Raw genomic sequence first — 20,609 nt, 5'->3', positions numbered from 1 at the left:
GATAGCCTGCAAGATCGCGTTAAATGACTTATTTCCCGCGCGTCGTGCGAAATTCGGCGCGGGTTAATTGCCCATTGCCGTCCTTATCCGCTTCGTCAAATCGCTCGCTCGTCGAAACCGCCCATTCTTCGAACGTCAGTAGATTATTGCCATCCTTGTCGAGCTTTTTAAATGCCTTTGTCCGACTGCTCATCATTTCAAGCCGCGTTATAATATTGTCACGATTGCGATCATATCGGTTGAAACGCCGTTCTTCTCGAGATGTTACATGGGCTTTAGGAGGAGTAGGAGGCGGAGGTCCAATCAGAGCGCTATCATCCGCTATAGGCAAGCCCTCTTCCTCTTCTGGTGGAGGCGGCGCGTCGGGTAGGACGACCTCTTGTCCTCTGGCACCTATCCATAGAAACAGCCCTGCGGTCATTAAAAGCATCATACTGCCAGCGCCAGCAATATAAGATTTCATATGCCGTCAGTTTCTCCCCAAGCTATTCTAGCCAAGATATTTTATGGTGTTAACAGCCGGTCATCCCATGCCAAACAACCTTACTCGCGACCACTGGCTGATACAGATCAGCTGTTAACGCTTTCTTTGTTACATCTCGCTCGACCAATTTACAGAGAATTGAGAGCGCTCGTCCGTTTCTGTCAAAACGAACCGGTGAAACAGTCTGAAAGAGCTGTCGGCATTTCACAAAAGCCTGTGCCCGCATTTTTGTGTCGGAACAATGTCGTGCAAAATCCCACAAAGCCCATGCCTGCGCTGCTGTTTTTTGATCAGAGGTCAATAGCGCATATCCGCCACGGGCAAACGCAAAGACCCCTTCCCCGCGCTTCATCGCATATTGGTCAAACTGCCGATCATCCCAAGGAAAGTCATCAAGCAGATATTCCCACCCCTCAAGAAGTGAAAGCAAAGGGGTAAAATCGGCTCCCTGTTCTTCCACTTCATTGATTAGTGCCACCAGTGGTTCGCCAACCGGACGCTGGGTGATAGTTTTGGTTAAAATTTCCCACCACCATGTTAACCGCATTTGTCCAATCAAAGTTTCCGAAGTAGAGCGAATAATGTCTGCTAATCTGTTATCGAGCGCAAAAACAAGCGTATGGCGCAGTCGATCAGACCGTTTTGCATAGGCTATGATCAACCTGTGTAGAGGATCAAACGGAAAAGGCGTATCATTCATGACCACGCCGTTGCCAGTTTTCCGCTGAAAATCAAGGTAAAGATCACTTTAACCATAAGCTTTGGTCAGCCGCTAACCCTTTTATCTCTATCAGATACCGTGACTTGTATTTCATCGGCGCGACTGACTTGCGCCCAGATCAAAGGCCAGGGGCATGGTTAACAAAAGCAGCGTTAACAAAAGCAAGAGAAAATCACGCAAATCATTTTTGCAATGGTTGCTCAGTGACACCGCTGGTAACACAATGGCGCTGGGAGCTGCAGCACTATTACCAATTGCCGGCATGATAGGCGGAGGCGTTGATATAGGCCGTGCCTATATGGCGAAAGCACGGCTACAGCAGGCTTGCGATGCTGGTGCGCTTGCGGGACGACGCGCCATGTCAGGGGAAGTCATGTCAGCCTCGGACAAAGCGGAGGCGCTCAAATATTTCAACTTCAACTTTCAAGAAGGCGTCTTTGGTACCAATCCGTTTAAGCCGGTTGGTGGTGAAGAAAACCCGCGCTTCGTTGATGGACCGGATGATCGCACCGTCAAAGGCTTTGCCCAAACGACGATTGATACATCAATCATGAGAATTTTTGGCTATACACAGATGACGCTCAAAGTGGATTGCACAAGTCGCCTGGATATCGGTAACGTCGATGTCATGATGGTACTGGATGTCACCGGTTCGATGAGACGGAAACCCGATGGTTCCTCTACCAGTGACGAATCCCTCAAACGGATTACCGGACTAAAAAAAGCGGTTAAAGAATTTTACGACATTTTAGGCCCCGGCGGCGGGACTTCCGGCAGCCAGATCCGCTATGGTTTCATGCCGTATAATGCGATGATCAATGTCGGTGAAACATTATATGACAAGGACCCAAGCTGGCTTGTAGGCGGGACTGGTATAGCCGAAGAAGATGAGTGGAATTATCAAACGCGCCGGGCGCATTGGAAAATCTATTCGAATAACCCTGTCGTCACCTTCGAAAAAATAAATGTGGCTGGTGCCGATGGTAGTGATAGACGCGCATGTGAACGAAAATTCGGTCAAAACTTGCGTACCCCAGATGTATGGCGTCCTAGTGATAGCGGATATCCGTCAGGCAATAACATCACTCATAATGGTGATTATTACGAATTTAGCTATTATAAATATCGTCGGAATAGCAGCAGCGACAAGGAATGTATTCGCAAGGTCGAGAAATATGACTCTCCGCCTATAAAAACAACAGTATGGCAGCCAGGTGCAGAATTTGATTTCTGGGAATATGACGAATTTCCACACGATGTTTCGACCTATGTAGCATCAATAAAGTCAGCCAATCCAAAAGCGTTGCGTCCAACGCTATATAATAATCCCAATAATGCATCACATGGTCCCAAAGATAGGTGGGATGGGTGTATCGAGGAACGCGATACATATTCCAATATTGAGCCGACCACCAACGCCATTCCCGCCAATGCCTATGATCTGGACATTGACCTCATTCCATCGAGCAAGGCGACACGTTGGAGGCCTTATTGGCGAGGCGTTGAATATCGTCGCAACGGTTCAAATGCGTCTTCTTCCCCTTGTCCTAAGCCGGGACGACGTTTGGCAACATATCTGACATATGACTCAAGTGGCACTGATACCGCCGGTAACATTACGACCGGTAATTTGCAGGATTACATTAATAGCCTGACTCCCAACGGTAATACGAACCACACGATCGGCATGATCTGGGGTGCTCGTTTCCTGTCAGACTCGGGGTTATTTGCTGCGGAAAATTCCAAATCGCCAAATGGGTTTAACATTAGCCGACATCTGGTGTTCATGACGGATGGTGATTTGAACGTCTTTCCCGACCGATATAATGTATACGGATATAATGATCTGGATGGCCGTATAGGACCTACGTCAATAGGTCGCAGCGAGTATGAAAAACGGCAGGCACAACGTTTTCAATTAATGTGCAATGCGGCAAAATCACAGGGTATCACTATCTGGACAATCCAGTTCACCAACAGCTCTACTATTGGTTCAAATCTTTTGAACTGTGCCAGTAGTCCCAAACATGCTGCAGCCGCGACCAGTAACGAGGCACTAAAAAATGCCTTTGGTAATATTGCGAAAACCATAGGTGGTTTGAGGTTATCAAAATGAGGTATCTCGACAAATTGAAACGGCAAATTGTCAACAATGAAGATGGCGCGACCTTGATGGAATTCGGTCTTGTGGTCGGGCCATTGTTGATGATCATGCTCGGTATCATGGATGTGGGTTATCAGGGGTATCTTGATACGCTTGCCAAATCAAAATTGCATGAAGTCGCCCGTGATGCAGCGACCGGGGAAATGACTGTCGAGCAAATCGAGAAAGCGGTTAAGGATGGATTGGCTCCTTTGACACTGAAAGATGCCACGGTAACCGTCACTGTTAAAAGCTATTTTGACTTTACCAATGTTGGCAAACCCGAAAAACTCACTGTCGACGTGAACGGTAATGGTGCAGTGGATCCAGGGGATTGTTTTATCGACAATAACAAAAATGGCGTGTTCGACGTCGACTATGGTATTCCCGGTACCGGTGGCCCCGATGATATCGTGAGCTATCAGATAGAAATTACAACGAAACGGCTTTTCCCATTAGCGAAGATGTTTGGTTGGAGCGACACGATGACAAGCTCCAATAGCACCGCCGTGCGTAATCAACCTTATGGTGCACAGGCCGATTTGGTTGAAACATGCGAGTCAAAGCTATGATTTTGAACACAACAAAAACACAATTGAAAGCTATCTCGGAAAGGTACAAAAAACACAGCCTCGTTAAGGATACGAGCGGACTTGCCTTGATTGAATTTGCTTTTACGGCACCAATCCTGCTTACCGTAGGCCTGACCGGACTGGAAACCGCGCATCTGGCAACTTCTCATATGCAGGTCAGCCAGATCGCGATGCTGGCAGCCGACAATGCTTCTCGCGCTCGTGAAACTATTGATGAAGCAGATATTCGCGAAATTTTTACCGGACTTGACCTGACGGGCGACAGTATTATTTTTTCTGAAAATGCGCGCGTTATTTTATCCAATTTTGAGCATAATGGAAAGTCCGGCGCAGACGAGGGTTACTGGATCCGGTGGCAAAGATGCTATGGTGGTAACACTAAATATAGTTCTAGTTTCGGTGCAGAAAATGACACATCGGAAAATGGTGCCAGCTCTCCGTTAAATTATAACCCCGATCTTGAAGATGGTATTGGACCAGCTGGCAATAAATTAACGACATCGGGTTCAAACGGAATCAATTTTGTTGAAGTCATTTATGATTATAAACCCCTAATTTCCGAACGGTTTTTCGGGGATGTCGTTCTGCGTTATCAAAGCGCATTTGTTGCGCGCGAACGCAATGATCATGTGCTTCGCAACGCAAGCAACATCCCCGCATCAAAGCTTTGGACATGCGACACCTACGCAACGATTGATAATCCGCCGGGTAGCTGATTAGCTGTAGGCTGCATTTGTTCCTTTATTTTTGATAACAGACCTTTTTCACTGCTGCGACGATCCGGTCGCTCTCTATCAATGCCGCCTTTTCCAGATTGGCAGCATAAGGTAACGGAACATCTTCATTCGTGACACGCAGAACAGGCGCGTCGAGATCGTCGAAGCCCTCTTCCATACAGAGTGCGATAATTTCGCTGGAAATTGAACAAGTGGGCCAGCCCTCTTCGGCGACTACTAAACGGTTAGTCTTGGCCAGGCTCTTTAGCACTGTTTCAGTGTCCATGGGGCGCAATGTCCGCAGATCAATTACCTCGGCATCTATCCCTTCATCAGCAAGCGCTTCCGCCGCTTCCAGAGCGAGACCGACACCGATGGAGTAGCTTACGATTGTGACATCCGTGCCCTCCTTCATGATTCGCGCTTTGCCGATTGGCAGAACGTAATCATCCACATCAGGAATCTCGAATGAACGCCCGTATAACAATTCATTTTCAAGAAATATAATCGGATCAGGGGAGCGAATCGCAGCCTTTAGCAAGCCTTTGGCATCTGCCGCATCATAGGGAGCAATCACGATCAATCCCGGAACATGGGAATACCATGAGGCATAATTCTGGCTATGCTGCGCCGCAACACGCGATGCCGCGCCATTGGGTCCGCGAAAAACCATCGGACAGCGCATTTGACCGCCAGACATATAATTGGTCTTGCCTGCCGAGTTAACTATCTGGTCAATGGCCTGCATCGCAAAATTAAAAGTCATAAATTCGACAATGGGTTTCAGGCCGCTCATCGCAGCGCCAACGCCAATGCCGGCAAAGCCATGCTCGGTAATCGGCGTATCAATTACCCGCTTACCACCAAATTCGTCGAGCAATCCCTGTGTAACCTTGTAAGCGCCCTGATATTCAGCGACTTCCTCACCCATTACAAAGACATTCTCATCCGCGCGCATCTCTTCTGCCATCGCATCGCGCAATGCCTCGCGGACAGTGATTGTGACCATTTTTGTCCCTTCCGGTAAATCCGGATCATTAGCGCGAGAAATCGGCGCTGCCGTAGCCTTTTTGGTAATTTCCGGCTGTGAATCAGATGCATCATCCGCTTTGGAGTCGGTTTTTGTTTCCGATTTTTCCGCTGGCTTTTTCTTCGCTTCTTTTTCAGATGCGGATGCAGGGCTATCATCCTCGTCTTCGCTTGTTATTTCCGCGATAACCGTGCCGACCGCAACGCCGTCTGTACCTTCTGCCACGATAATTTTTGACATCACGCCTTCATCAACCGCTTCAAACTCCATGGTAGCCTTATCTGTTTCAATCTCCGCGATAACATCACCGGACCTTATTTCATCGCCTTCCTTGACCAGCCATTTGGCAAGCGTGCCTTCTTCCATGGTGGGCGACAGGGCGGGCATTTTCAGTTCGATCGCCATCAATATTGCTCCACCAAAACGTCTGTATAAAGTTCATCGAGCTCTGGTTCCGGAGACTCTTCGGCAAAATCCGCCGCATCCATAACTATCTTACGCACTTTTTTGTCGAGTGCTTTCAAATCTTCTTCTTTGACGCCCTGCTCTATCAAAATGGCTTTCAGCCGTTCAATCGGATCGGATTTTTCCCGTACATCCTGCACCTCGTCGCGGCTGCGGTATTTTGCAGGATCGGACATGGAATGGCCGCGATAGCGATAGGTTTTAAGTTCCAGCAAAACTGGTCCCTTGCCGCTACGTACAAATTTCAAGGCTTCTTCAGCCGCGCCGCGCACCGCTAATACGTCCATTCCGTCAACCTGCACACCGGGGATGCGGAAACTCTCCCCGCGCCGGTAAAGCTGATCTTCGGCTGATGAGCGATTGACACTGGTTCCCATCGCATATTGGTTGTTCTCGATCACATAAACAACAGGCAGCTTCCAAAGCTCTGCCATGTTGAAACTCTCATAAACCTGTCCCTGGTTGGAGGCCCCATCACCAAAGTAGGTCAGGCACACTCCGCCATCGTCCTTATATTTATGGCCAAAGGCAAGGCCTGTGCCCAATGGCACCTGCGCGCCGACAATACCGTGACCGCCATAAAAGCCATGCTCGACCGAGAACATGTGCATAGAGCCGCCCTTACCCTTTGAGATGCCCGATGCCCGCCCCGTCAATTCAGACATCACGATATTGGGATCAATACCACATGCCAGCATATGACCATGATCGCGGTAGCCGGTAATGACGCTGTCTTTGCCGGGATCAATTGCAGATTGTAATCCGGTCACGACAGCTTCCTGACCGATATAGAGATGGCAAAAACCGCCAATGAGACCAAGGCCGTATAGCTGCCCTGCCTTTTCTTCAAACCGGCGGATCAGTAGCATCTCCTCATAAAACTCCATGAGCTCTGCTTTGGAAGCCTTGTAAATCGGTGTTTTCAAGGTTGGTAACTGATGGTTTTTGGGTGCTTGCGGTTTTTTTGATGCCGCTTTTGATGGTGCTTTCTGGGGAGATTTGGCCACGCTTGCAACTTCCTGTCTATTTTGATTATGCCAATACCATAACAGATAGGATTATTTTCCCAAGCCTTATACGCCGGAAACAGCGACAAAATTTACTCGGTATCAAGTAAATTATTTTAGCGGGACGATAATCTCGTCCGGATGCACAAAATTTCCTTCTTTGCGAAGCAATTCGCCTACCAGATCCGGATCCGCCCCGGCGGGGTCGAGCAAGTCAACACGGTTTTTTAACGCGGCGCGCTGTTCTTCCAATTTTGCAAGCTGCGTGCTGCGTTCATCCAGCGCGGCGCGATATTCGCCCCACGCCAGAACACCGGTAGGACCAAGCACCGCATAGCCAGCGATAGCCAGCAAGGTCAGCAGTGCAAAGCCCGGACCAATAGCCGCTTTGATTAAACTACCAGTTTTCCCTTTACGCGCCATATATCTCTTGAATCAGAATATTGTTTTACTGGCAAGCAGATTAACAGCTTTTTCCTTAAAAAACCACGTAAAACCGTTAAAGCGCTGCCTGACTAAATCCGTTTCAGGAAAAAATCGAACGTCCGGCATAATGGGCAACATTATCCAGTTCTTCCTCAATTCGGATCAACTGGTTATATTTTGCAAGCCGATCCGAACGTGCGAGGCTACCTGTTTTAATCTGACCGCAATTGGTCGCAACGGCCAGATCGGCAATAGTAGCGTCCTCGGTTTCACCAGAGCGATGGGACATGACAGCAGTATAGGATGCGTTGTGAGCCATCCGCACCGCTTCCAGAGTCTCGGACAAAGTGCCGATCTGATTGACCTTTACCAGCAGACTATTGGCCAGCCCGTCTTTAATTCCTTGTGACAGGCGCGCCGGGTTGGTCACGAACAAATCGTCCCCGACCAGTTGAACGCTATCCCCCACAGCATCTGTCAATAATTTCCATCCTTCGAAATCATCCTCGCCCATGCCGTCTTCAATCGACTTGATGGGATAATCTTTGCACAATGCAGCCAGATAGTCGGACATTTCAGCAGGGGACAAAATCTTGTCCTCACCCGAAATATGATATTGGCCATCTTTGAAAAACTCTGTGGCAGCACAATCGAGCGCAAGAACAACGTCGTCACCGGCTTTAAATCCGGCTTTCTCGATAGAAGCCATTACAAAATCAAGCGCATCGCGTGTCGAACCCAGATTAGGAGCAAAGCCGCCTTCATCTCCGACCGCTGTGGCCAGACCCTTTTCGGAAAGACCGGCTTTAAGGGTGTGGAAAATTTCCGCCCCCCAGCGCACGGCTTCCGCAATGCTGCCTGCACCTACAGGCATGATCATGAACTCCTGAAAATCAATCGGGTTATCGGCATGTTCACCCCCGTTGATGATATTCATCATGGGAACCGGCAATACCCGCGCAGAAACGCCGCCCACATAACGGTAAAGCGGCAAACCGCGGGCATCAGCAGCGGCTTTCGCTGTAGCGAGACTGATACCCAGCAAAGCATTGGCACCCAGACGGCTTTTATTTTCAGTGCCGTCAAGCGCGATCATTGTCGCATCAATTTCTTCTTGATCTTCTGCATCAAGACCAAGCAACGCCTCGGTCAATTCTCCATTTACAGCATCAATGGCTTTCAGAACGCCTTTGCCAAGATATTTGCTTTTATCACCATCACGCAGTTCAACAGCTTCATAAGCACCGGTTGATGCCCCCGAAGGAACAGCAGCCCGCCCGAAACTTCCGTCTTCCAACAAGACATCCACTTCGACCGTCGGGTTGCCGCGACTGTCCAGAATCTGGCGGGCGTGAAGATCAATTATAGCGGTCATATGCGAGTGGCTCCTGAGGAAGTGTATTTGATGTGGAGCCCTTATCGCGACCGTCAGAATATGGCAATGCGCTAGACACAGAAATTACCGGGATAATATTGAGAGAAAATACAGCTTTTCATAAAAGTAATGCAACCTTTTCACATTTGAATCATAGTGATTATATACCATCTACATGATATGAGATAACCGGTCGGTAAGCATATCGGTAAGATTATAATTGCCCCGTCAACGGAACGGATTTTAAGGAAGGAATTTTAACCATGGTCGCCGATACAGACAATGTAACACCCGCCAGCAAGGCATCTCCTGCCCGCACAACGGCTAAGAAAAAGACCGGTGCCAAGAAAACGACGCCAAAAAAATCAGCGTCCACCAAATCAGCCTCTACCAAAGATACTAGCGTTAAAAAAACAACCCACCCCAAGCCGGCAGCCCCGCTCAAGGCTGGCTCGACACGGGCTGCTTCCACGGAAGCAGCTTCAGACAATGATTTGAAAAATCGCGCAATTAATTCTGTTCGCACTGCCGCCAATGAAGGCAAAACCAAAGCCGGTGCAGCCATTGGCGGTTTGAGCGAAATGATCGAAGGGAGCGCAAAATCCCTAGACGATAGTGTTGGCGAAAAATATGGCAACTATGCTCGTTCTACTGCCGACGCCGTGTCCTCCTTTGCTGACAAGGTCAATTCTACGGATGTTGACGAAATGGTCGAAGAAGCACGCGAATTTGTTCGCAAGAAACCCGCTGTCGCCATTGGCGCCGCGGCGGTGGTTGGTCTGCTTGTTGCGCGGTTAATCAAATCGGGGATGGATGATCGCGCGTAGTCTGCGATTAAACGGTGTATCGCCATATCTGCAAGATCAAGTCAGAAAATAAATATTGGACAACAAAACCGTGGGCATAGAAAATCCGCCGCATAGCAATGACGGAGCCGAGCCGTTTAATACACCTTATTCGGACAGCCCTAATCCGGGAGATCCTGACTCCACCGGCAATTCTGGTTCTTCCAACTCTTCCGGAGATGCTTCAATCAAGGGACAGATCAATGATCTGATCGCGGATATTCGCAAACTGGCTGAAGCGGAAATTGAATATTACCGGATCAAATTGTCTGTCAATCTGGCTGCGACAAAAACTGTTCTGCTGTTATTCAGCCTGGCTGTCATAACAGGTATAACCACTATTATTGCGCTCATACTGGGCATATTGCTGATATTATCATATTATTGGGGACCAGTGGCGGCGACCTGTTTATTGACCGGAGGCGCTTTGCTTATCACCACAATTTTGATGAATATGGCAATAACACGGGCGCGCAAACTACCATTGGATGAGAATGATCAATGACCCAAAATAATGATGACATATTCCGGTTGCGTTCGCTGGCCATAGAAAAGAAACTGGCGCGAGATAATGTACGTAAAGAGCTCTCGGACACCAAAGAACGGCTTCGTCCGGCAAATCTGATTCAGGAAGCCAAGGATAAAACTTTGGATCGCATTCAAAAAGTTAGCGAAGATGCTCTGCAAGGCGTCAAGGACCACCCGGGGAAAGTTGCCACTGTGGCTACGGCGGCTGCGTTGATGGCATTACGTAAACCGTTGACCAAACATTATTCCAAGCGCAAAGCTTATGCAAACAGCGAACATCATGATGCCGAGGATTGAGTGATGAGTAAATTATCGGATAATATTGAAAAAGCACGCACCGCTTCACGGAACCGGATTGATGGCGTGAAAGAAAAAGCAGGCGACAGCGCCGGTATCGCTCTGGAGAAAATGTCAGAAAGCAAACAGCGTGCAGCGGCACTTTTGGGAGATGGCAAAGCCAAAGCAGCCGAAGGAGTGGCAGCAACCAGAGATATAGCGAAATCTGCAGCCAGCAAATCAGAAGAAACCATCACCAAAAACCCGCTAGCAGTTATTGCCGGTGGTTTGGCACTGGGCGCACTGGTGGGTGCATTACTACCCAAAAGCAATGCCGAAAGTAAATATGTTGGCGGCGCAGGAAAAAGGATCAATCAAACGGCGAGAAAAGCCTATGATGCCGCGAAGGATGCCGGGCAGCAGCAGATTGAAACATTGGGCCTTAGTAAAAACAGCATTCAGGAGCAGATTAAAGATCTGCTTGGCAAAGTGATCGAAGCTGTTAAGAGCGCCGCCGAAACCGCTGGTGATACAGTCACATCCGACAGAACGGACAAATAAAATGAACGGAAAGCCCATGAGTGAAAGCAGTAAAATTCATCTGGTCATGGGTGGACGGGTTAAAGACCCGCGTCGGCTGGATTTTGAAAATCTGGATCAGGTTGATCTCGTTGGAGTTTACCCCAATTATGAAGAAGCCGAAGAAGTCTGGCGATCCAATGCCCAGCGCACGGTTGACGATGCCGAGATGAAATATGTCATTGTGCATCTGCACCGGTTGCTTGAACCAGAATTGCCGCCCGAGACACCCGTCGATGACTGAGCATTTCTGAAATTCAAGCGTTCCTGAACCGCCATTGCAACAAGGGTCGGGTAGCGATCAACCCGGCTACAAACCCGCCAATATGTGCAAAAATCGCAATGCCCGCCAGATTACCGCGCGTGGCGATCCCGATCATTAGCTGTATTCCTATCCACGCAGCCGACAGCCAGAGAACCCGCACGACATGGCCCGGAATGGGGCCAACCGGTTTCACCTCGTTGCGTGAGAATAATAGGGCATAAGCCCCAAGAATTGCTGAAATCGCTCCGCTCGCGCCAACAACCGGAATCATTGAGCTGCTGTTAAATGCAAATTCCGCCAATGCTGCTGCATAAGCGCCGACCACATAAAGGAACCCCATGAGCCGGGGGCCAAGCGCCTGCTCAACAAAGCGTCCGCAAAATAGCAGCATCAGCATATTAAACGCGATGTGCAAAAATCCGCCATGCAGAAAAGCAGAGGAAATCGGCGTCAACCACGCCGGAACCAATCCGCCAACAGCTTCAAGCGCGGGGTACCCCTCATTGCCTAACCGTATCGGAAAGAACCCGCCGCGCAGTATCGCTTCGCCCTGCAAGCCGGAAAGCCAGACGAAAAGGAAGATCACGACATTAGCGATAATCAACCCGTTGGTCAGCTTTCCATCCGGCATGTTCATATCAGATCAGATAAATTCGATCTTTTCGAGCAGATAATATTTGTCACCGGACGGCACGGTCACTTCAATTTCATCACCGACGCTACGTCCGATGAAAGCACGGCCAATCGGGCTGTTATAGCTGATTTTCCCGGCTTTGGCGTCTGCTTCGGCCTGACCGACCAGTTGATATTTCACCGGCTTGTCATCTTCATCGAGCAAGGTCAGGGTTGCGCCAAAAACGGCTTTGTCACCTGATAATGTAGCGGGATCAATAACCTGCGCGCGGCTCAGCTTGTCCTCAAGGTCGGCAATCGTCGCTTCGACCTGGCCCTGGCGTTCCTTTGCTGCGTGATACTCGGCGTTTTCCGATAGATCACCATGGGCACGCGCTTCCTCGATCGCATCAACGATACGTGGACGCTCTTCCTTCAATGCCTTCAACTCGGCTTCCAATTTTTTCTGGCCTTCGACCAGCATCGGTACTTTTTCAACAGCCATTTTAGGCGTTCCTTTGTAAATTCGCAGCAGGTTTTTACCCCCGCTGCGTCAAAAACAGTTTCCCGGCGTTGCTCAAATCGAGATCGCCCGCAGTGTAACAGAATGTCGGGAAGTTATTCCTGCGAAGCCTTATAATAAGACTGAAGGGAACGAACTTCAAGAGACTCATCGCGCATGGCCGCAATTGCATCCATCGCGGCGACACTGGCCGTTGCGGTTGTGAAATAGGGGATTTTGCCTTGCAACGCCCCTGCCCGAATGGATTTGGAGTCTTTCAGCGACTGCCAACCCTCTGTCGTGTTGAAAATCAGGTCAATATCCCCGTCGATCATCCGGTCTACAATATGCGGGCGCCCCTCGGCGACTTTATTGACCTTTTGGACATTTATCCCCTGACTGACAAGATATTCGGCAGTGCCACTGGTCGCGATAATCTCGAAGCCCAGTTTTTCAGCCAATCTCACAGCCGGTTCAACCACCTTCTTGTCGGTATCCTTGACCGAGACAAACAGCGTGCCGCCTTGCGGCAATATGCTGCCCGCACCCAATTGGCCTTTCGCAAAGGCAATCGCAAAACTTTTATCAATGCCCATGACTTCGCCGGTGGATTTCATTTCCGGTGACAATGCGGGGTCAACGCCGGGGAAGCGGTTAAAGGGGAATACTGCTTCCTTTACAGCGATATAATCAATATGCCTGTCAATCACCGGCAGGTCTTTCAGCTTCTCTCCGGCCATCACGCGTGAAGCGATTTTGGCAATCGGCACGCCTATCGCCTTGGCGACAAAAGGCACGGTCCGGCTGGCGCGGGGATTAACCTCGATAAGATATACCTCGCCATCTTTCACCGCGAACTGGATGTTCATCAACCCGCGCACTTTTAATCCCAGAGCAAGAGCCTCGGTCTGACGCTCCATTTCTGCAATAATATCATCGCTCAGGTTATAAGGCGGGATAGAACAGCCGCTATCGCCGCTATGCACGCCCGCTTCCTCGATATGTTGAAGTACACCGCAAACCACGACTTCATCACCGTCGCAAATTGCATCAACATCCACTTCCACGGCATCGCGCAAATATTGATCGACCAATACCGGGCTATCTCCAGACACTTGCACCGCAGTGTTGATATAATCTTCGAGCTGCGCCGGACCATCGACAATTTCCATCGCGCGCCCGCCGAGCACAAAACTGGGCCGGATCAAAACGGGATAGCCAATGCGGTCGGCAATTTTAACCGCTTCTTCCTCGGTCCGTGCCATGCCGTTTTCCGGCTGTTTGAGCTTTAGATCATTGACCAGTTTCGCAAAGCGTTCCCGGTCTTCGGCCAAATCAATCGCATCGGGCGTTGTGCCAAGGATCGGTATTCCCGCGTCTTCCAGCGCAGAAGCCAGCTTGAGCGGTGTTTGGCCGCCAAATTGGACAATCACACCGGCCAGCTCTCCCTTGCTTTGTTCAACGTGCAGGATTTCCAGCACATCTTCCGCCGTCAAAGGTTCAAAATACAGCCTGTCCGACGTATCATAATCGGTCGATACGGTTTCGGGATTACAATTGATCATGATCGTTTCATAACCGGCATCGCCCAGCGCGAAACACGCATGGCAACAACAATAGTCAAATTCGATCCCCTGCCCGATCCGGTTCGGCCCGCCGCCCAATATGACAACTTTTTTGCGGTCCGAAGGCATGGCTTCGCTTTCCGGTTCCCCGAAAACCGGCGTTTCATAGGTGGAATACATATAGGGGGTTCTGGCTTCAAATTCTCCCGCACAGGTATCTATACGCTTGAACACAGGCCGCACGCCCAGCTTATGCCGCAAAGCGCGGACTTCTTTTTCGGTTGTCGCACCGGCCATGGCGGCAACGGCGTCATGGACCAACCCATGCCCACCGGCCACTGTGCGCCCTGCTCCGCCGGCAACATGAACGGCATCTACCGCCAATTTGGCAAGCCGTTCATCGGAAAAGCCCAAGGATTTCAGCTTGCGAAGCGCCTGCGCTCCATTGGGCAAGCCGTTGTCGAGAATATCCTGTTCGGCGTCCAATATTTCCTTTATCCGTTCCAGAAACCACGGATCAAAATGGGCAATTTCATTCACTTCCGCGACAGTAAATCCTTCGCGCATCGCCTGTGCCGCCACCAGTAAGCGGTCGGGCGTCGGGCGAGCAAGTTCCGCCGCTATTTCATCACGCGACGCACCGATAAGCTCAGGGATCCGGTTGAAACCGTCCAATCCCGTTTCAAGACCGCGAAACGCTTTTTGCAGCGATTCATGGATATTCCGACCAATCGCCATGACTTCACCGACCGATTTCATCGCGGTAGAAAGCAATGGCTCTGCGCCTTTGAATTTTTCAAAAGCAAAGCGCGGGATTTTGGTGACGACATAATCAATCGTCGGTTCAAAGGACGCAGGGGTTGCGCCAGTAATATCATTGTCAATTTCATCCAGCGTATAACCAACCGCCAGTTTCGCCGCGACTTTCGCAATCGGGAAGCCGGTGGCCTTTGACGCCAAGGCTGAACTGCGCGAAACACGCGGGTTCATTTCGATAACGACAAGCCGCCCGTTCTTGGGATTAACTGCGAACTGTACGTTGGAACCACCTGTTTCAACACCAATTTCACGCAGCACCGCCAAAGAGGCATTACGCATGATCTGATATTCTTTATCGGTCAGCGTCAGCGCCGGAGCAACCGTAATAGAATCCCCTGTATGCACGCCCATCGGGTCCACATTTTCAATCGAACAGATGATGATGCAATTATCCGCTTTGTCGCGGACAACCTCCATCTCATATTCTTTCCAGCCAATAAGCGATTCATCAATCAGCACTTCATTGGTCGGAGAGGCTTCCAGCGAGGTGCGGATATAGTGAATAAATTCTTCGCGGTTATAAGCCACGCCGCCGCCGGTGCCGCCCATGGTAAAGCTGGGCCGCATGATTGCGGGCAAGCCTATATCTTCCAGAATTTCCAGAGCCTGTTCTTCGCTATGCGCGACCGCAGAGCGCGGGCTGTCCAGACCGATTTTGTCCATCGCCGCTTTGAACTTTTCGCGGTCCTCCGCCTTGTCGATGGCTTCGGCATCGGCGCCGATCATCTGGACGCCATATTTTTCCAGCACGCCCATTTTATTAAGCGTCAGCGCCGTGTTCAGCGCCGTTTGTCCGCCCATGGTCGGCAGGATCGCATCGGGGCGCTCTTTCTCGATAATTTTCTCGACAATTTCGGGCGTAATCGGCTCAACATAGGTTGCGTCGGCCATTTCCGGATCGGTCATGATCGTCGCGGGGTTGGAGTTGACCAGGATGATCCGGTAGCCCTCCTCTTTCAGCGCCTTACACGCCTGTGTTCCCGAATAATCAAATTCGCAGGCCTGTCCGATAACAATCGGGCCAGCGCCAATGATGAGGATGGATTTTATATCAGTTCTTTTGGGCATTTATTGACCTTGTAGATTCAAATAAGAAAAATATGCAGCGGCTGAAGCTGCAACAGCAGCCACAAAAGGAGAAAGAGAAATCACGGCAGACCATGTAGTTTTTATCAGGCGTCGGATTGAACTCCGCCGAATAATTTTCTTCCCACGCTTTTTACCCTTTTCGCTTAACTCAAAGTATGAAAACTCCTCGCCAAATTCATTCCGGGATATAGTGAATTCCCCATATCCTTTAGACTCCCAGTCAGAAAAAATCTCACCTCGATCATAGCGCATATTAGAAAGCGCCCAATTAGCCATGGGGACCTTCCATGAACTAACATCTAATGCGCGGTTGTAAGTCGCCATTAAATACCTGTCACTCTCGCCTTGAAAATTAGGGGGTTTTGGAAATCTTTTCATAACCACCCCACATACTTTTCTAACAAATAACAATAATTATTCGAACTGGAGCAGTGTGCATAGTTATACTGCTCAACAATCATGCCGGATTCTCATCGGAAATCGGCCCATTTTCATTACATGCAAAACAGCCCCAACCATCATGGTCGATGTCGTAATCCAGTTCGATTTGCAGGCATTTGCGCGTTAGCTCGCGGATGGTATCGCGCTGCGTATCCGCGTCGGTTTGTAGTTCGATCTGCCACCCACCGTCTTCATTGTCTTCATCTTGTTCAACAATCGCAGAGTGAAAGCCGAGTTTCTTCGCATCATTTTTCAGCTTGTTGAGGTTCGCAAGTTCACCGACAAACTGCACGTTAACCTCCCTGACCACATGCGCCAGATCGCCGCCCGTCGCCATGCTTTGCAGGATTTCGTCATCGGTCGCCCATTCCTGAGCCAGATATTCGGGATCAACACTGCTCATTATGCCAACCCACCGACGAATTTTTCAAACAGGTAAAAACTATCCTGCGGGCCGGGGCTGGCTTCGGGGTGATATTGCACGCCAAAGGCGCGTTTGCCGATAATCTGTATGCCGCAATTGCTGCCGTCGAACAGGCTTTTGTGGGTTTCCATCATCGTGTCAGGCAGACTTGCTCCGTCCACTGCAAAGCCGTGGTTCATCGAAGTAATCTCTACTTTGCCGTTATCCGGACCATCTTCAAGCCGCTGAACCGGATGATTGGCGCCGCGATGCCCCTGAAACATTTTAATGGTCTTCGCACCCGCCGCCAGCGCCAGCATTTGATGGCCCAGACAGATGCCGAAAATCGGAACATCCTTCTCCAACAGCGCCTGTATCACTGGAACCGCATATTCCCCTGTCGCCGCCGGATCGCCCGGACCATTGGAAAGGAACACGCCGTCCGGCTCCAGCGCCATGATTTCGTCGAGCGAAGTTTGTGCAGGAACAACAGTGACTTTTGCGCCAGCCTTCACAAGATTTCTGAAGATATTGCGCTTGGCTCCATAGTCGATAGCAACCACATGAGGCCGCTCCCCCGTGCCATTCCCGACATGGCTGTGCGTCTCCATCTCGTCCATTGACGCATAGCCATGCCCCAGACGCCAGATACCGCTACCCCAAATACGGGTCTGATGCCCCGTCACCTGTGAAGCCAGATCCATGCCTTCCAAGCCCGCCCAATCGCGAGCCTTGGCAAGCAGGTCGTCAATGTCGAACTGGCCATCGGGATCATGGGCAATCACCGCATTGGGCGCTCCCGCTTCCCTGATCCGCCGCGTCAAAGCGCGTGTATCAACACCTGACAGGCCAATGCGTCCCTGATCGGTCATCCACTGGTCAAACGGCTTGCTGTTGCGAAAGCTGCTCGGTTCCGTCACATCTTCGCGAACGATACAACCAAGCGCATGCGCCGCGTCCGCCTCGACATCATCGTCATTCGTGCCGACATTGCCGATATGGGGGAATGTAAAAGTAACGATCTGCCCCGCATAACTAGGGTCGGTCATAACCTCTTGATAGCCGGTCATCGCTGTGTTGAAGCAAACCTCGCCAACCGCGCTGCCGGTTGCGCCAAAGCCCTTGCCCCATATTATGCTACCATCCGCCAACACCAATATCCCGGTGGCGCCCTTGGGTGCGGCGGGGATGCTGGTATCGGTCATGGGCTTACTCCTTAATATCTGGCCTGAGTATCAGGCACACGCGGCACTCCCGCGCTTCAAGCAAATTTCGCCGTCCCTAGAGGACGAAAAGGTCGCTCGCAATCTATGAAAACAAGAAAGTTCCGGCTATGTTGATAGCTTATTCCAAAAATATGGAGAACGCTATGATTCGCGATGACGTGAAAGCGGCACAAATTGCGGCCATGAAAGCTGGAGATAAGGATCGCTCAACGGCCACCCGCGCTATATTGGCGAAGATTAAAGACAAGGATATCGAGCTACGCACAAAAGATAGCAAGCTTGATGATGATGTCATGGTCACTGATGTGTTGCAGAAAATGGCAAAACAACGGCGCGAATCCATAGAGATGTTCGAAACTGGTGGTCGAGAAGAACTAGCCAAAGCTGAGAAAATGGAACTTTCCGTAATTATGGAATTCCTGCCTGCTCAATTGAGTGAAGAAGAAACCGTCGCTTTAATCGATGATATTAAAAACGAACTTGGCGCAGAATCAATGAAGGATATGGGCCGCGTGATGGCAGAACTGAAATCACGGCACGGCACCGAAATCGATATGAGCAAAGCAAGCAGCCTGGTAAAGGCAGCGCTTAGCTGAATCCAGACTTATGGCCCTCTCCCCGCAATGGCTTGATGAACTGCGTAGCCGGACCACTTTGTCCTCGCTAATCGGCCGAACGGTAAAGGTCCAAAAAGCAGGGCGCGAGTTTAAAGCCTGTTGCCCATTTCATAATGAGAAGACACCAAGCTTTACGATTAACGACGAAAAAGGATTTTACCATTGTTTTGGCTGCGGCGCCCACGGTGACGCCATACGCTGGATGACTGACCAACGCGGACTCAGCTTCATGGATGCGGTTAAGGACTTGGCCGCTGAGGCGCAATTGGTAGTACCTGCTCCCGATCCCCGCACAGCGCAGCGTCAGGAAACCCGCGCAACACTTCATGATGTCATGGCAGCCGCGCAGGATTGGTTTGTCACACAATTCAATGGAATTGAAGGCGCTCACGCGCGCGAATATCTAAAAAATCGAGGAATATCAGAAACCACTGTCCGCGCGTTCGGGTTTGGATATGCCCCCGATTCGCGAGGACATTTAAAAGACGCGCTATCTGACCATGGGGTTGATCAGCTGGTTGAAGCGGGTTTACTTATCAAAGTCGATGACCGAGAACCATATGACCGTTTTCGCGGCAGACTGATGATTCCAATCCGCGACCCGCGCGGACGAGTCATAGCATTTGGTGGCCGTCTATTAAGTGAAGGCGAACCCAAATACCTTAATTCTCCCGACACTCCGCTGTTCGATAAAGGACGTACGCTGTATAATCTGGACAAAGCTTCACCAGCAGCACGTCAGACTGCGCGTATCTTGGTTGTTGAAGGATATATGGATGCTATTGCACTCGCTCAGGCAGGTTTTCAGGACGTTGTCGCTCCGCTGGGAACCGCGCTCACAGAACATCAGATTGAGCGCCTTTGGAAAATGGTAGAAGCTCCCATACTCTGCTTTGATGGTGACAATGCTGGACAAAAAGCGGCTATGCGCGCGGCGTTAAGAGCATTACCTATCTTACGACCGTCTTACAGTTTGAATTTCATTGCATTGCCAAAGGGACAGGACCCTGATGATTTATTACGTTCTGCTGGTCCTCAGGCTTTTAAAGCCTTAATTGATCAACCGCAGACATTGGCCGATAAAATCTGGCAAGTAGAACTGAATGCCGCACCGCTGAACACACCAGAATCCAAGGCTGGTCTGAAAAAACGGTTGTCTGATCATGTGCGTGATATAGCAGATCAGGACATCGCTCAGCATTATCGACAAGAGTTTCAGGAAAGATATGAGAATGTCTTTTTCTCAAGACATGATAATCAAGCGCGGCAAAAACAATTTCCACGTCCGAAAAGCACATTCAAATCCCAATATGTTTCCCTAACTCCGATGGACGATACTAAATCTGTCCTTGTCGATGGATACAGCATGAGAATTGCGAAAGCTATTCTGGGCGGTTTAATTCGCCACCCTTCTCAAATTTCCAAGCATTTTGAAGAGCTAACCATGCTTCAATTCCCCGATTCGCAAATGCAGGGATTGCTTTCTGAGTTAATCCGCACCGCGATGAGGAAAGAAATGCTTGATATGCAGGGCCTTCTTACCATATTGGAAAAGACAGATTGTTATAATGTCGCAAAAGGGCTGTTACGGGCCGACGCGCTGAATTTCACTTTCAACCGCAGACTGCCAGAACTTGCTCCCTCAGACTTTGTCGAACGGGCGCATCATGATTTGGCAGAAGCAATTAAAGTGATTACGGCACGACCAGGACTGGAAGCAGCTTTGGCAGAAGCAACACGGCGAGTACAAGAGAATCTTGATGAAGAAAGCTATGCTGAGCAACAAAGGTTGAGGAAAGCAAAGCAGGAATTTCACGAACGATTGGTTGAACTCACCCAAATCGATGATGTAGTTTAGTTTTAAAAGTAAGGGCCTTAGGCA

The 20,609-nt window shown here is 50.0% G+C and carries 22 protein-coding genes; 10 read left to right on the top strand and 12 right to left on the bottom strand.

The window, feature by feature from the left end; genetic code table 11:
• Positions 1 to 28 precede the first annotated feature (28 nt).
• On the bottom strand, positions 29 to 463 hold the full coding sequence (locus tag AB1K62_RS02955) for an EF-hand domain-containing protein (protein ID WP_367001112.1): 435 nt from the start codon (positions 461 to 463) through the stop codon (positions 29 to 31).
• Positions 464 to 512: 49 nt separating this feature from the next.
• A complete protein-coding gene (locus tag AB1K62_RS02950) occupies positions 513 to 1,184 on the bottom strand; it encodes a hypothetical protein (RefSeq protein WP_367001110.1) in 672 nt (223 codons plus the stop codon).
• A gap of 154 nt (positions 1,185 to 1,338) precedes the next feature.
• Here AB1K62_RS02950 and AB1K62_RS02945 point away from each other — a divergent pair, with 154 nt between their 5' ends.
• The 3 genes from AB1K62_RS02945 to AB1K62_RS02935 all read left to right on the top strand — a co-directional run bounded on the left by AB1K62_RS02945 (position 1,339) and on the right by AB1K62_RS02935 (position 4,657).
• Complete coding sequence (locus AB1K62_RS02945; protein ID WP_367001109.1) at positions 1,339 to 3,321, top strand: TadE/TadG family type IV pilus assembly protein; 1,983 nt, start codon at positions 1,339 to 1,341, stop codon at positions 3,319 to 3,321.
• The gene (locus AB1K62_RS02940) at positions 3,318 to 3,920 is read left to right on the top strand and encodes a TadE/TadG family type IV pilus assembly protein (RefSeq protein ID WP_367001107.1); all 603 of its coding nucleotides are present in this window, start codon (positions 3,318 to 3,320) and stop codon (positions 3,918 to 3,920) included. The genes AB1K62_RS02945 and AB1K62_RS02940 overlap by 4 nt, the downstream gene beginning before the upstream one ends.
• Before the next feature lie 86 nt (positions 3,921 to 4,006).
• Complete coding sequence (locus AB1K62_RS02935) at positions 4,007 to 4,657, top strand: TadE family protein (protein WP_367001104.1); 651 nt, start codon at positions 4,007 to 4,009, stop codon at positions 4,655 to 4,657.
• Between the two features lie 25 nt (positions 4,658 to 4,682).
• Here AB1K62_RS02935 and AB1K62_RS02930 read toward each other — a convergent pair whose 3' ends face one another.
• The 4 genes from AB1K62_RS02930 to eno all read right to left on the bottom strand — a co-directional run bounded on the left by AB1K62_RS02930 (position 4,683) and on the right by eno (position 8,960).
• A complete protein-coding gene (locus AB1K62_RS02930; RefSeq protein WP_367001102.1) occupies positions 4,683 to 6,092 on the bottom strand; it encodes a pyruvate dehydrogenase complex E1 component subunit beta in 1,410 nt (469 codons plus the stop codon).
• Positions 6,092 to 7,159, bottom strand: coding sequence for a pyruvate dehydrogenase (acetyl-transferring) E1 component subunit alpha (gene pdhA / locus AB1K62_RS02925; protein ID WP_367001100.1), 1,068 nt, complete (start codon positions 7,157 to 7,159; stop codon positions 6,092 to 6,094). Before pdhA ends, AB1K62_RS02930 begins: the two co-directional genes overlap by 1 nt.
• A gap of 111 nt (positions 7,160 to 7,270) precedes the next feature.
• Positions 7,271 to 7,582, bottom strand: a complete 312-nt coding sequence (locus tag AB1K62_RS02920; RefSeq protein ID WP_367001098.1) for a septum formation initiator family protein — start codon at positions 7,580 to 7,582, stop codon at positions 7,271 to 7,273.
• A 103-nt stretch (positions 7,583 to 7,685) separates the two neighbouring features.
• Positions 7,686 to 8,960: a phosphopyruvate hydratase gene (gene eno, locus AB1K62_RS02915; RefSeq protein WP_367001096.1), complete on the bottom strand. Its 1,275-nt coding sequence runs from the start codon at positions 8,958 to 8,960 to the stop codon at positions 7,686 to 7,688.
• A 263-nt stretch (positions 8,961 to 9,223) separates the two neighbouring features.
• On the opposite strand from eno, the gene AB1K62_RS02910 reads away from it, so the two are divergent.
• Genes AB1K62_RS02910 through AB1K62_RS02890 form a run of 5 tightly spaced genes read left to right on the top strand, consistent with a single transcriptional unit; the run spans position 9,224 to position 11,432 of the window.
• Complete coding sequence (locus AB1K62_RS02910) at positions 9,224 to 9,787, top strand: hypothetical protein (RefSeq protein WP_367001095.1); 564 nt, start codon at positions 9,224 to 9,226, stop codon at positions 9,785 to 9,787.
• A 55-nt stretch (positions 9,788 to 9,842) separates the two neighbouring features.
• On the top strand, positions 9,843 to 10,310 hold the full coding sequence (locus AB1K62_RS02905; protein ID WP_367001094.1) for a phage holin family protein: 468 nt from the start codon (positions 9,843 to 9,845) through the stop codon (positions 10,308 to 10,310).
• On the top strand, positions 10,307 to 10,630 hold the full coding sequence (locus tag AB1K62_RS02900; protein ID WP_367001093.1) for a hypothetical protein: 324 nt from the start codon (positions 10,307 to 10,309) through the stop codon (positions 10,628 to 10,630). The genes AB1K62_RS02905 and AB1K62_RS02900 overlap by 4 nt, the downstream gene beginning before the upstream one ends.
• A gap of 3 nt (positions 10,631 to 10,633) precedes the next feature.
• A complete protein-coding gene (locus AB1K62_RS02895) occupies positions 10,634 to 11,170 on the top strand; it encodes a hypothetical protein (RefSeq protein WP_367001091.1) in 537 nt (178 codons plus the stop codon).
• A 16-nt stretch (positions 11,171 to 11,186) separates the two neighbouring features.
• Positions 11,187 to 11,432, top strand: a complete 246-nt coding sequence (locus tag AB1K62_RS02890) for a DUF4170 domain-containing protein (protein ID WP_367001088.1) — start codon at positions 11,187 to 11,189, stop codon at positions 11,430 to 11,432.
• Positions 11,433 to 11,445: 13 nt separating this feature from the next.
• On the opposite strand, the gene AB1K62_RS02885 is transcribed toward AB1K62_RS02890, so the two are convergent.
• The 6 genes from AB1K62_RS02885 to carA form a co-directional block, all read right to left on the bottom strand.
• Positions 11,446 to 12,090, bottom strand: coding sequence for a rhomboid family intramembrane serine protease (locus AB1K62_RS02885; RefSeq protein WP_367001086.1), 645 nt, complete (start codon positions 12,088 to 12,090; stop codon positions 11,446 to 11,448).
• Between the two features lie 6 nt (positions 12,091 to 12,096).
• The gene (greA, locus tag AB1K62_RS02880; protein ID WP_367001084.1) at positions 12,097 to 12,570 is read right to left on the bottom strand and encodes a transcription elongation factor GreA; all 474 of its coding nucleotides are present in this window, start codon (positions 12,568 to 12,570) and stop codon (positions 12,097 to 12,099) included.
• Positions 12,571 to 12,683: 113 nt separating this feature from the next.
• Complete coding sequence (carB, locus tag AB1K62_RS02875) at positions 12,684 to 16,019, bottom strand: carbamoyl-phosphate synthase large subunit (protein ID WP_367001082.1); 3,336 nt, start codon at positions 16,017 to 16,019, stop codon at positions 12,684 to 12,686.
• On the bottom strand, positions 16,020 to 16,418 hold the full coding sequence (locus AB1K62_RS02870) for a hypothetical protein (RefSeq protein ID WP_367001080.1): 399 nt from the start codon (positions 16,416 to 16,418) through the stop codon (positions 16,020 to 16,022).
• Between the two features lie 79 nt (positions 16,419 to 16,497).
• The gene (locus AB1K62_RS02865; protein ID WP_367001077.1) at positions 16,498 to 16,884 is read right to left on the bottom strand and encodes a ribonuclease E inhibitor RraB; all 387 of its coding nucleotides are present in this window, start codon (positions 16,882 to 16,884) and stop codon (positions 16,498 to 16,500) included.
• A complete protein-coding gene (gene carA / locus AB1K62_RS02860; protein WP_367001075.1) occupies positions 16,884 to 18,089 on the bottom strand; it encodes a glutamine-hydrolyzing carbamoyl-phosphate synthase small subunit in 1,206 nt (401 codons plus the stop codon). Before carA ends, AB1K62_RS02865 begins: the two co-directional genes overlap by 1 nt.
• Before the next feature lie 164 nt (positions 18,090 to 18,253).
• On the opposite strand from carA, the gene AB1K62_RS02855 reads away from it, so the two are divergent.
• Together AB1K62_RS02855 and dnaG are read left to right on the top strand one after the other, a co-directional pair.
• The gene (locus AB1K62_RS02855) at positions 18,254 to 18,706 is read left to right on the top strand and encodes a GatB/YqeY domain-containing protein (RefSeq protein ID WP_367001074.1); all 453 of its coding nucleotides are present in this window, start codon (positions 18,254 to 18,256) and stop codon (positions 18,704 to 18,706) included.
• Positions 18,707 to 18,716: 10 nt separating this feature from the next.
• Positions 18,717 to 20,585 carry a DNA primase gene (gene dnaG, locus AB1K62_RS02850; protein ID WP_367001072.1) on the top strand — a complete coding sequence of 623 codons (1,869 nt, stop codon included), beginning with the start codon at positions 18,717 to 18,719 and terminating at the stop codon, positions 20,583 to 20,585.
• Positions 20,586 to 20,609 lie beyond the last annotated feature (24 nt).

Origin of the sequence: Parasphingorhabdus sp. JC815 (genome assembly GCF_040717415.1) — a bacterium.
Classification (GTDB): Bacteria; Pseudomonadota; Alphaproteobacteria; order Sphingomonadales; family Sphingomonadaceae; genus Parasphingorhabdus.
This window is presented reverse-complemented; position numbering and strand designations above follow the sequence as displayed.

Bases quoted from the DNA above. Each gene is read 5' to 3' on its own strand.
- AB1K62_RS02910 (WP_367001095.1), top strand. From the start codon at position 9,224: ATGGTCGCCGATACAGACAATGTAACACCCGCCAGCAAGGCATCTCCT.
- eno (WP_367001096.1), bottom strand. From the start codon at position 8,960: ATGACCGCTATAATTGATCTTCACGCCCGCCAGATTCTGGACAGTCGC.
- AB1K62_RS02885 (WP_367001086.1), bottom strand. From the start codon at position 12,090: ATGAACATGCCGGATGGAAAGCTGACCAACGGGTTGATTATCGCTAAT.
- AB1K62_RS02870 (WP_367001080.1), bottom strand. From the start codon at position 16,418: ATGAAAAGATTTCCAAAACCCCCTAATTTTCAAGGCGAGAGTGACAGG.
- AB1K62_RS02945 (WP_367001109.1), top strand. From the start codon at position 1,339: ATGGTTAACAAAAGCAGCGTTAACAAAAGCAAGAGAAAATCACGCAAA.
- AB1K62_RS02950 (WP_367001110.1), bottom strand. From the start codon at position 1,184: ATGAATGATACGCCTTTTCCGTTTGATCCTCTACACAGGTTGATCATA.
- AB1K62_RS02955 (WP_367001112.1), bottom strand. From the start codon at position 463: ATGAAATCTTATATTGCTGGCGCTGGCAGTATGATGCTTTTAATGACC.
- AB1K62_RS02930 (WP_367001102.1), bottom strand. From the start codon at position 6,092: ATGGCGATCGAACTGAAAATGCCCGCCCTGTCGCCCACCATGGAAGAA.
- AB1K62_RS02900 (WP_367001093.1), top strand. From the start codon at position 10,307: ATGACCCAAAATAATGATGACATATTCCGGTTGCGTTCGCTGGCCATA.
- AB1K62_RS02920 (WP_367001098.1), bottom strand. From the start codon at position 7,582: ATGGCGCGTAAAGGGAAAACTGGTAGTTTAATCAAAGCGGCTATTGGT.
- AB1K62_RS02865 (WP_367001077.1), bottom strand. From the start codon at position 16,884: ATGAGCAGTGTTGATCCCGAATATCTGGCTCAGGAATGGGCGACCGAT.
- AB1K62_RS02895 (WP_367001091.1), top strand. From the start codon at position 10,634: ATGAGTAAATTATCGGATAATATTGAAAAAGCACGCACCGCTTCACGG.
- dnaG (WP_367001072.1), top strand. From the start codon at position 18,717: ATGGCCCTCTCCCCGCAATGGCTTGATGAACTGCGTAGCCGGACCACT.
- AB1K62_RS02855 (WP_367001074.1), top strand. From the start codon at position 18,254: ATGATTCGCGATGACGTGAAAGCGGCACAAATTGCGGCCATGAAAGCT.
- greA (WP_367001084.1), bottom strand. From the start codon at position 12,570: ATGGCTGTTGAAAAAGTACCGATGCTGGTCGAAGGCCAGAAAAAATTG.
- carB (WP_367001082.1), bottom strand. From the start codon at position 16,019: ATGCCCAAAAGAACTGATATAAAATCCATCCTCATCATTGGCGCTGGC.
- carA (WP_367001075.1), bottom strand. From the start codon at position 18,089: ATGACCGATACCAGCATCCCCGCCGCACCCAAGGGCGCCACCGGGATA.
- AB1K62_RS02940 (WP_367001107.1), top strand. From the start codon at position 3,318: ATGAGGTATCTCGACAAATTGAAACGGCAAATTGTCAACAATGAAGAT.
- AB1K62_RS02890 (WP_367001088.1), top strand. From the start codon at position 11,187: ATGAGTGAAAGCAGTAAAATTCATCTGGTCATGGGTGGACGGGTTAAA.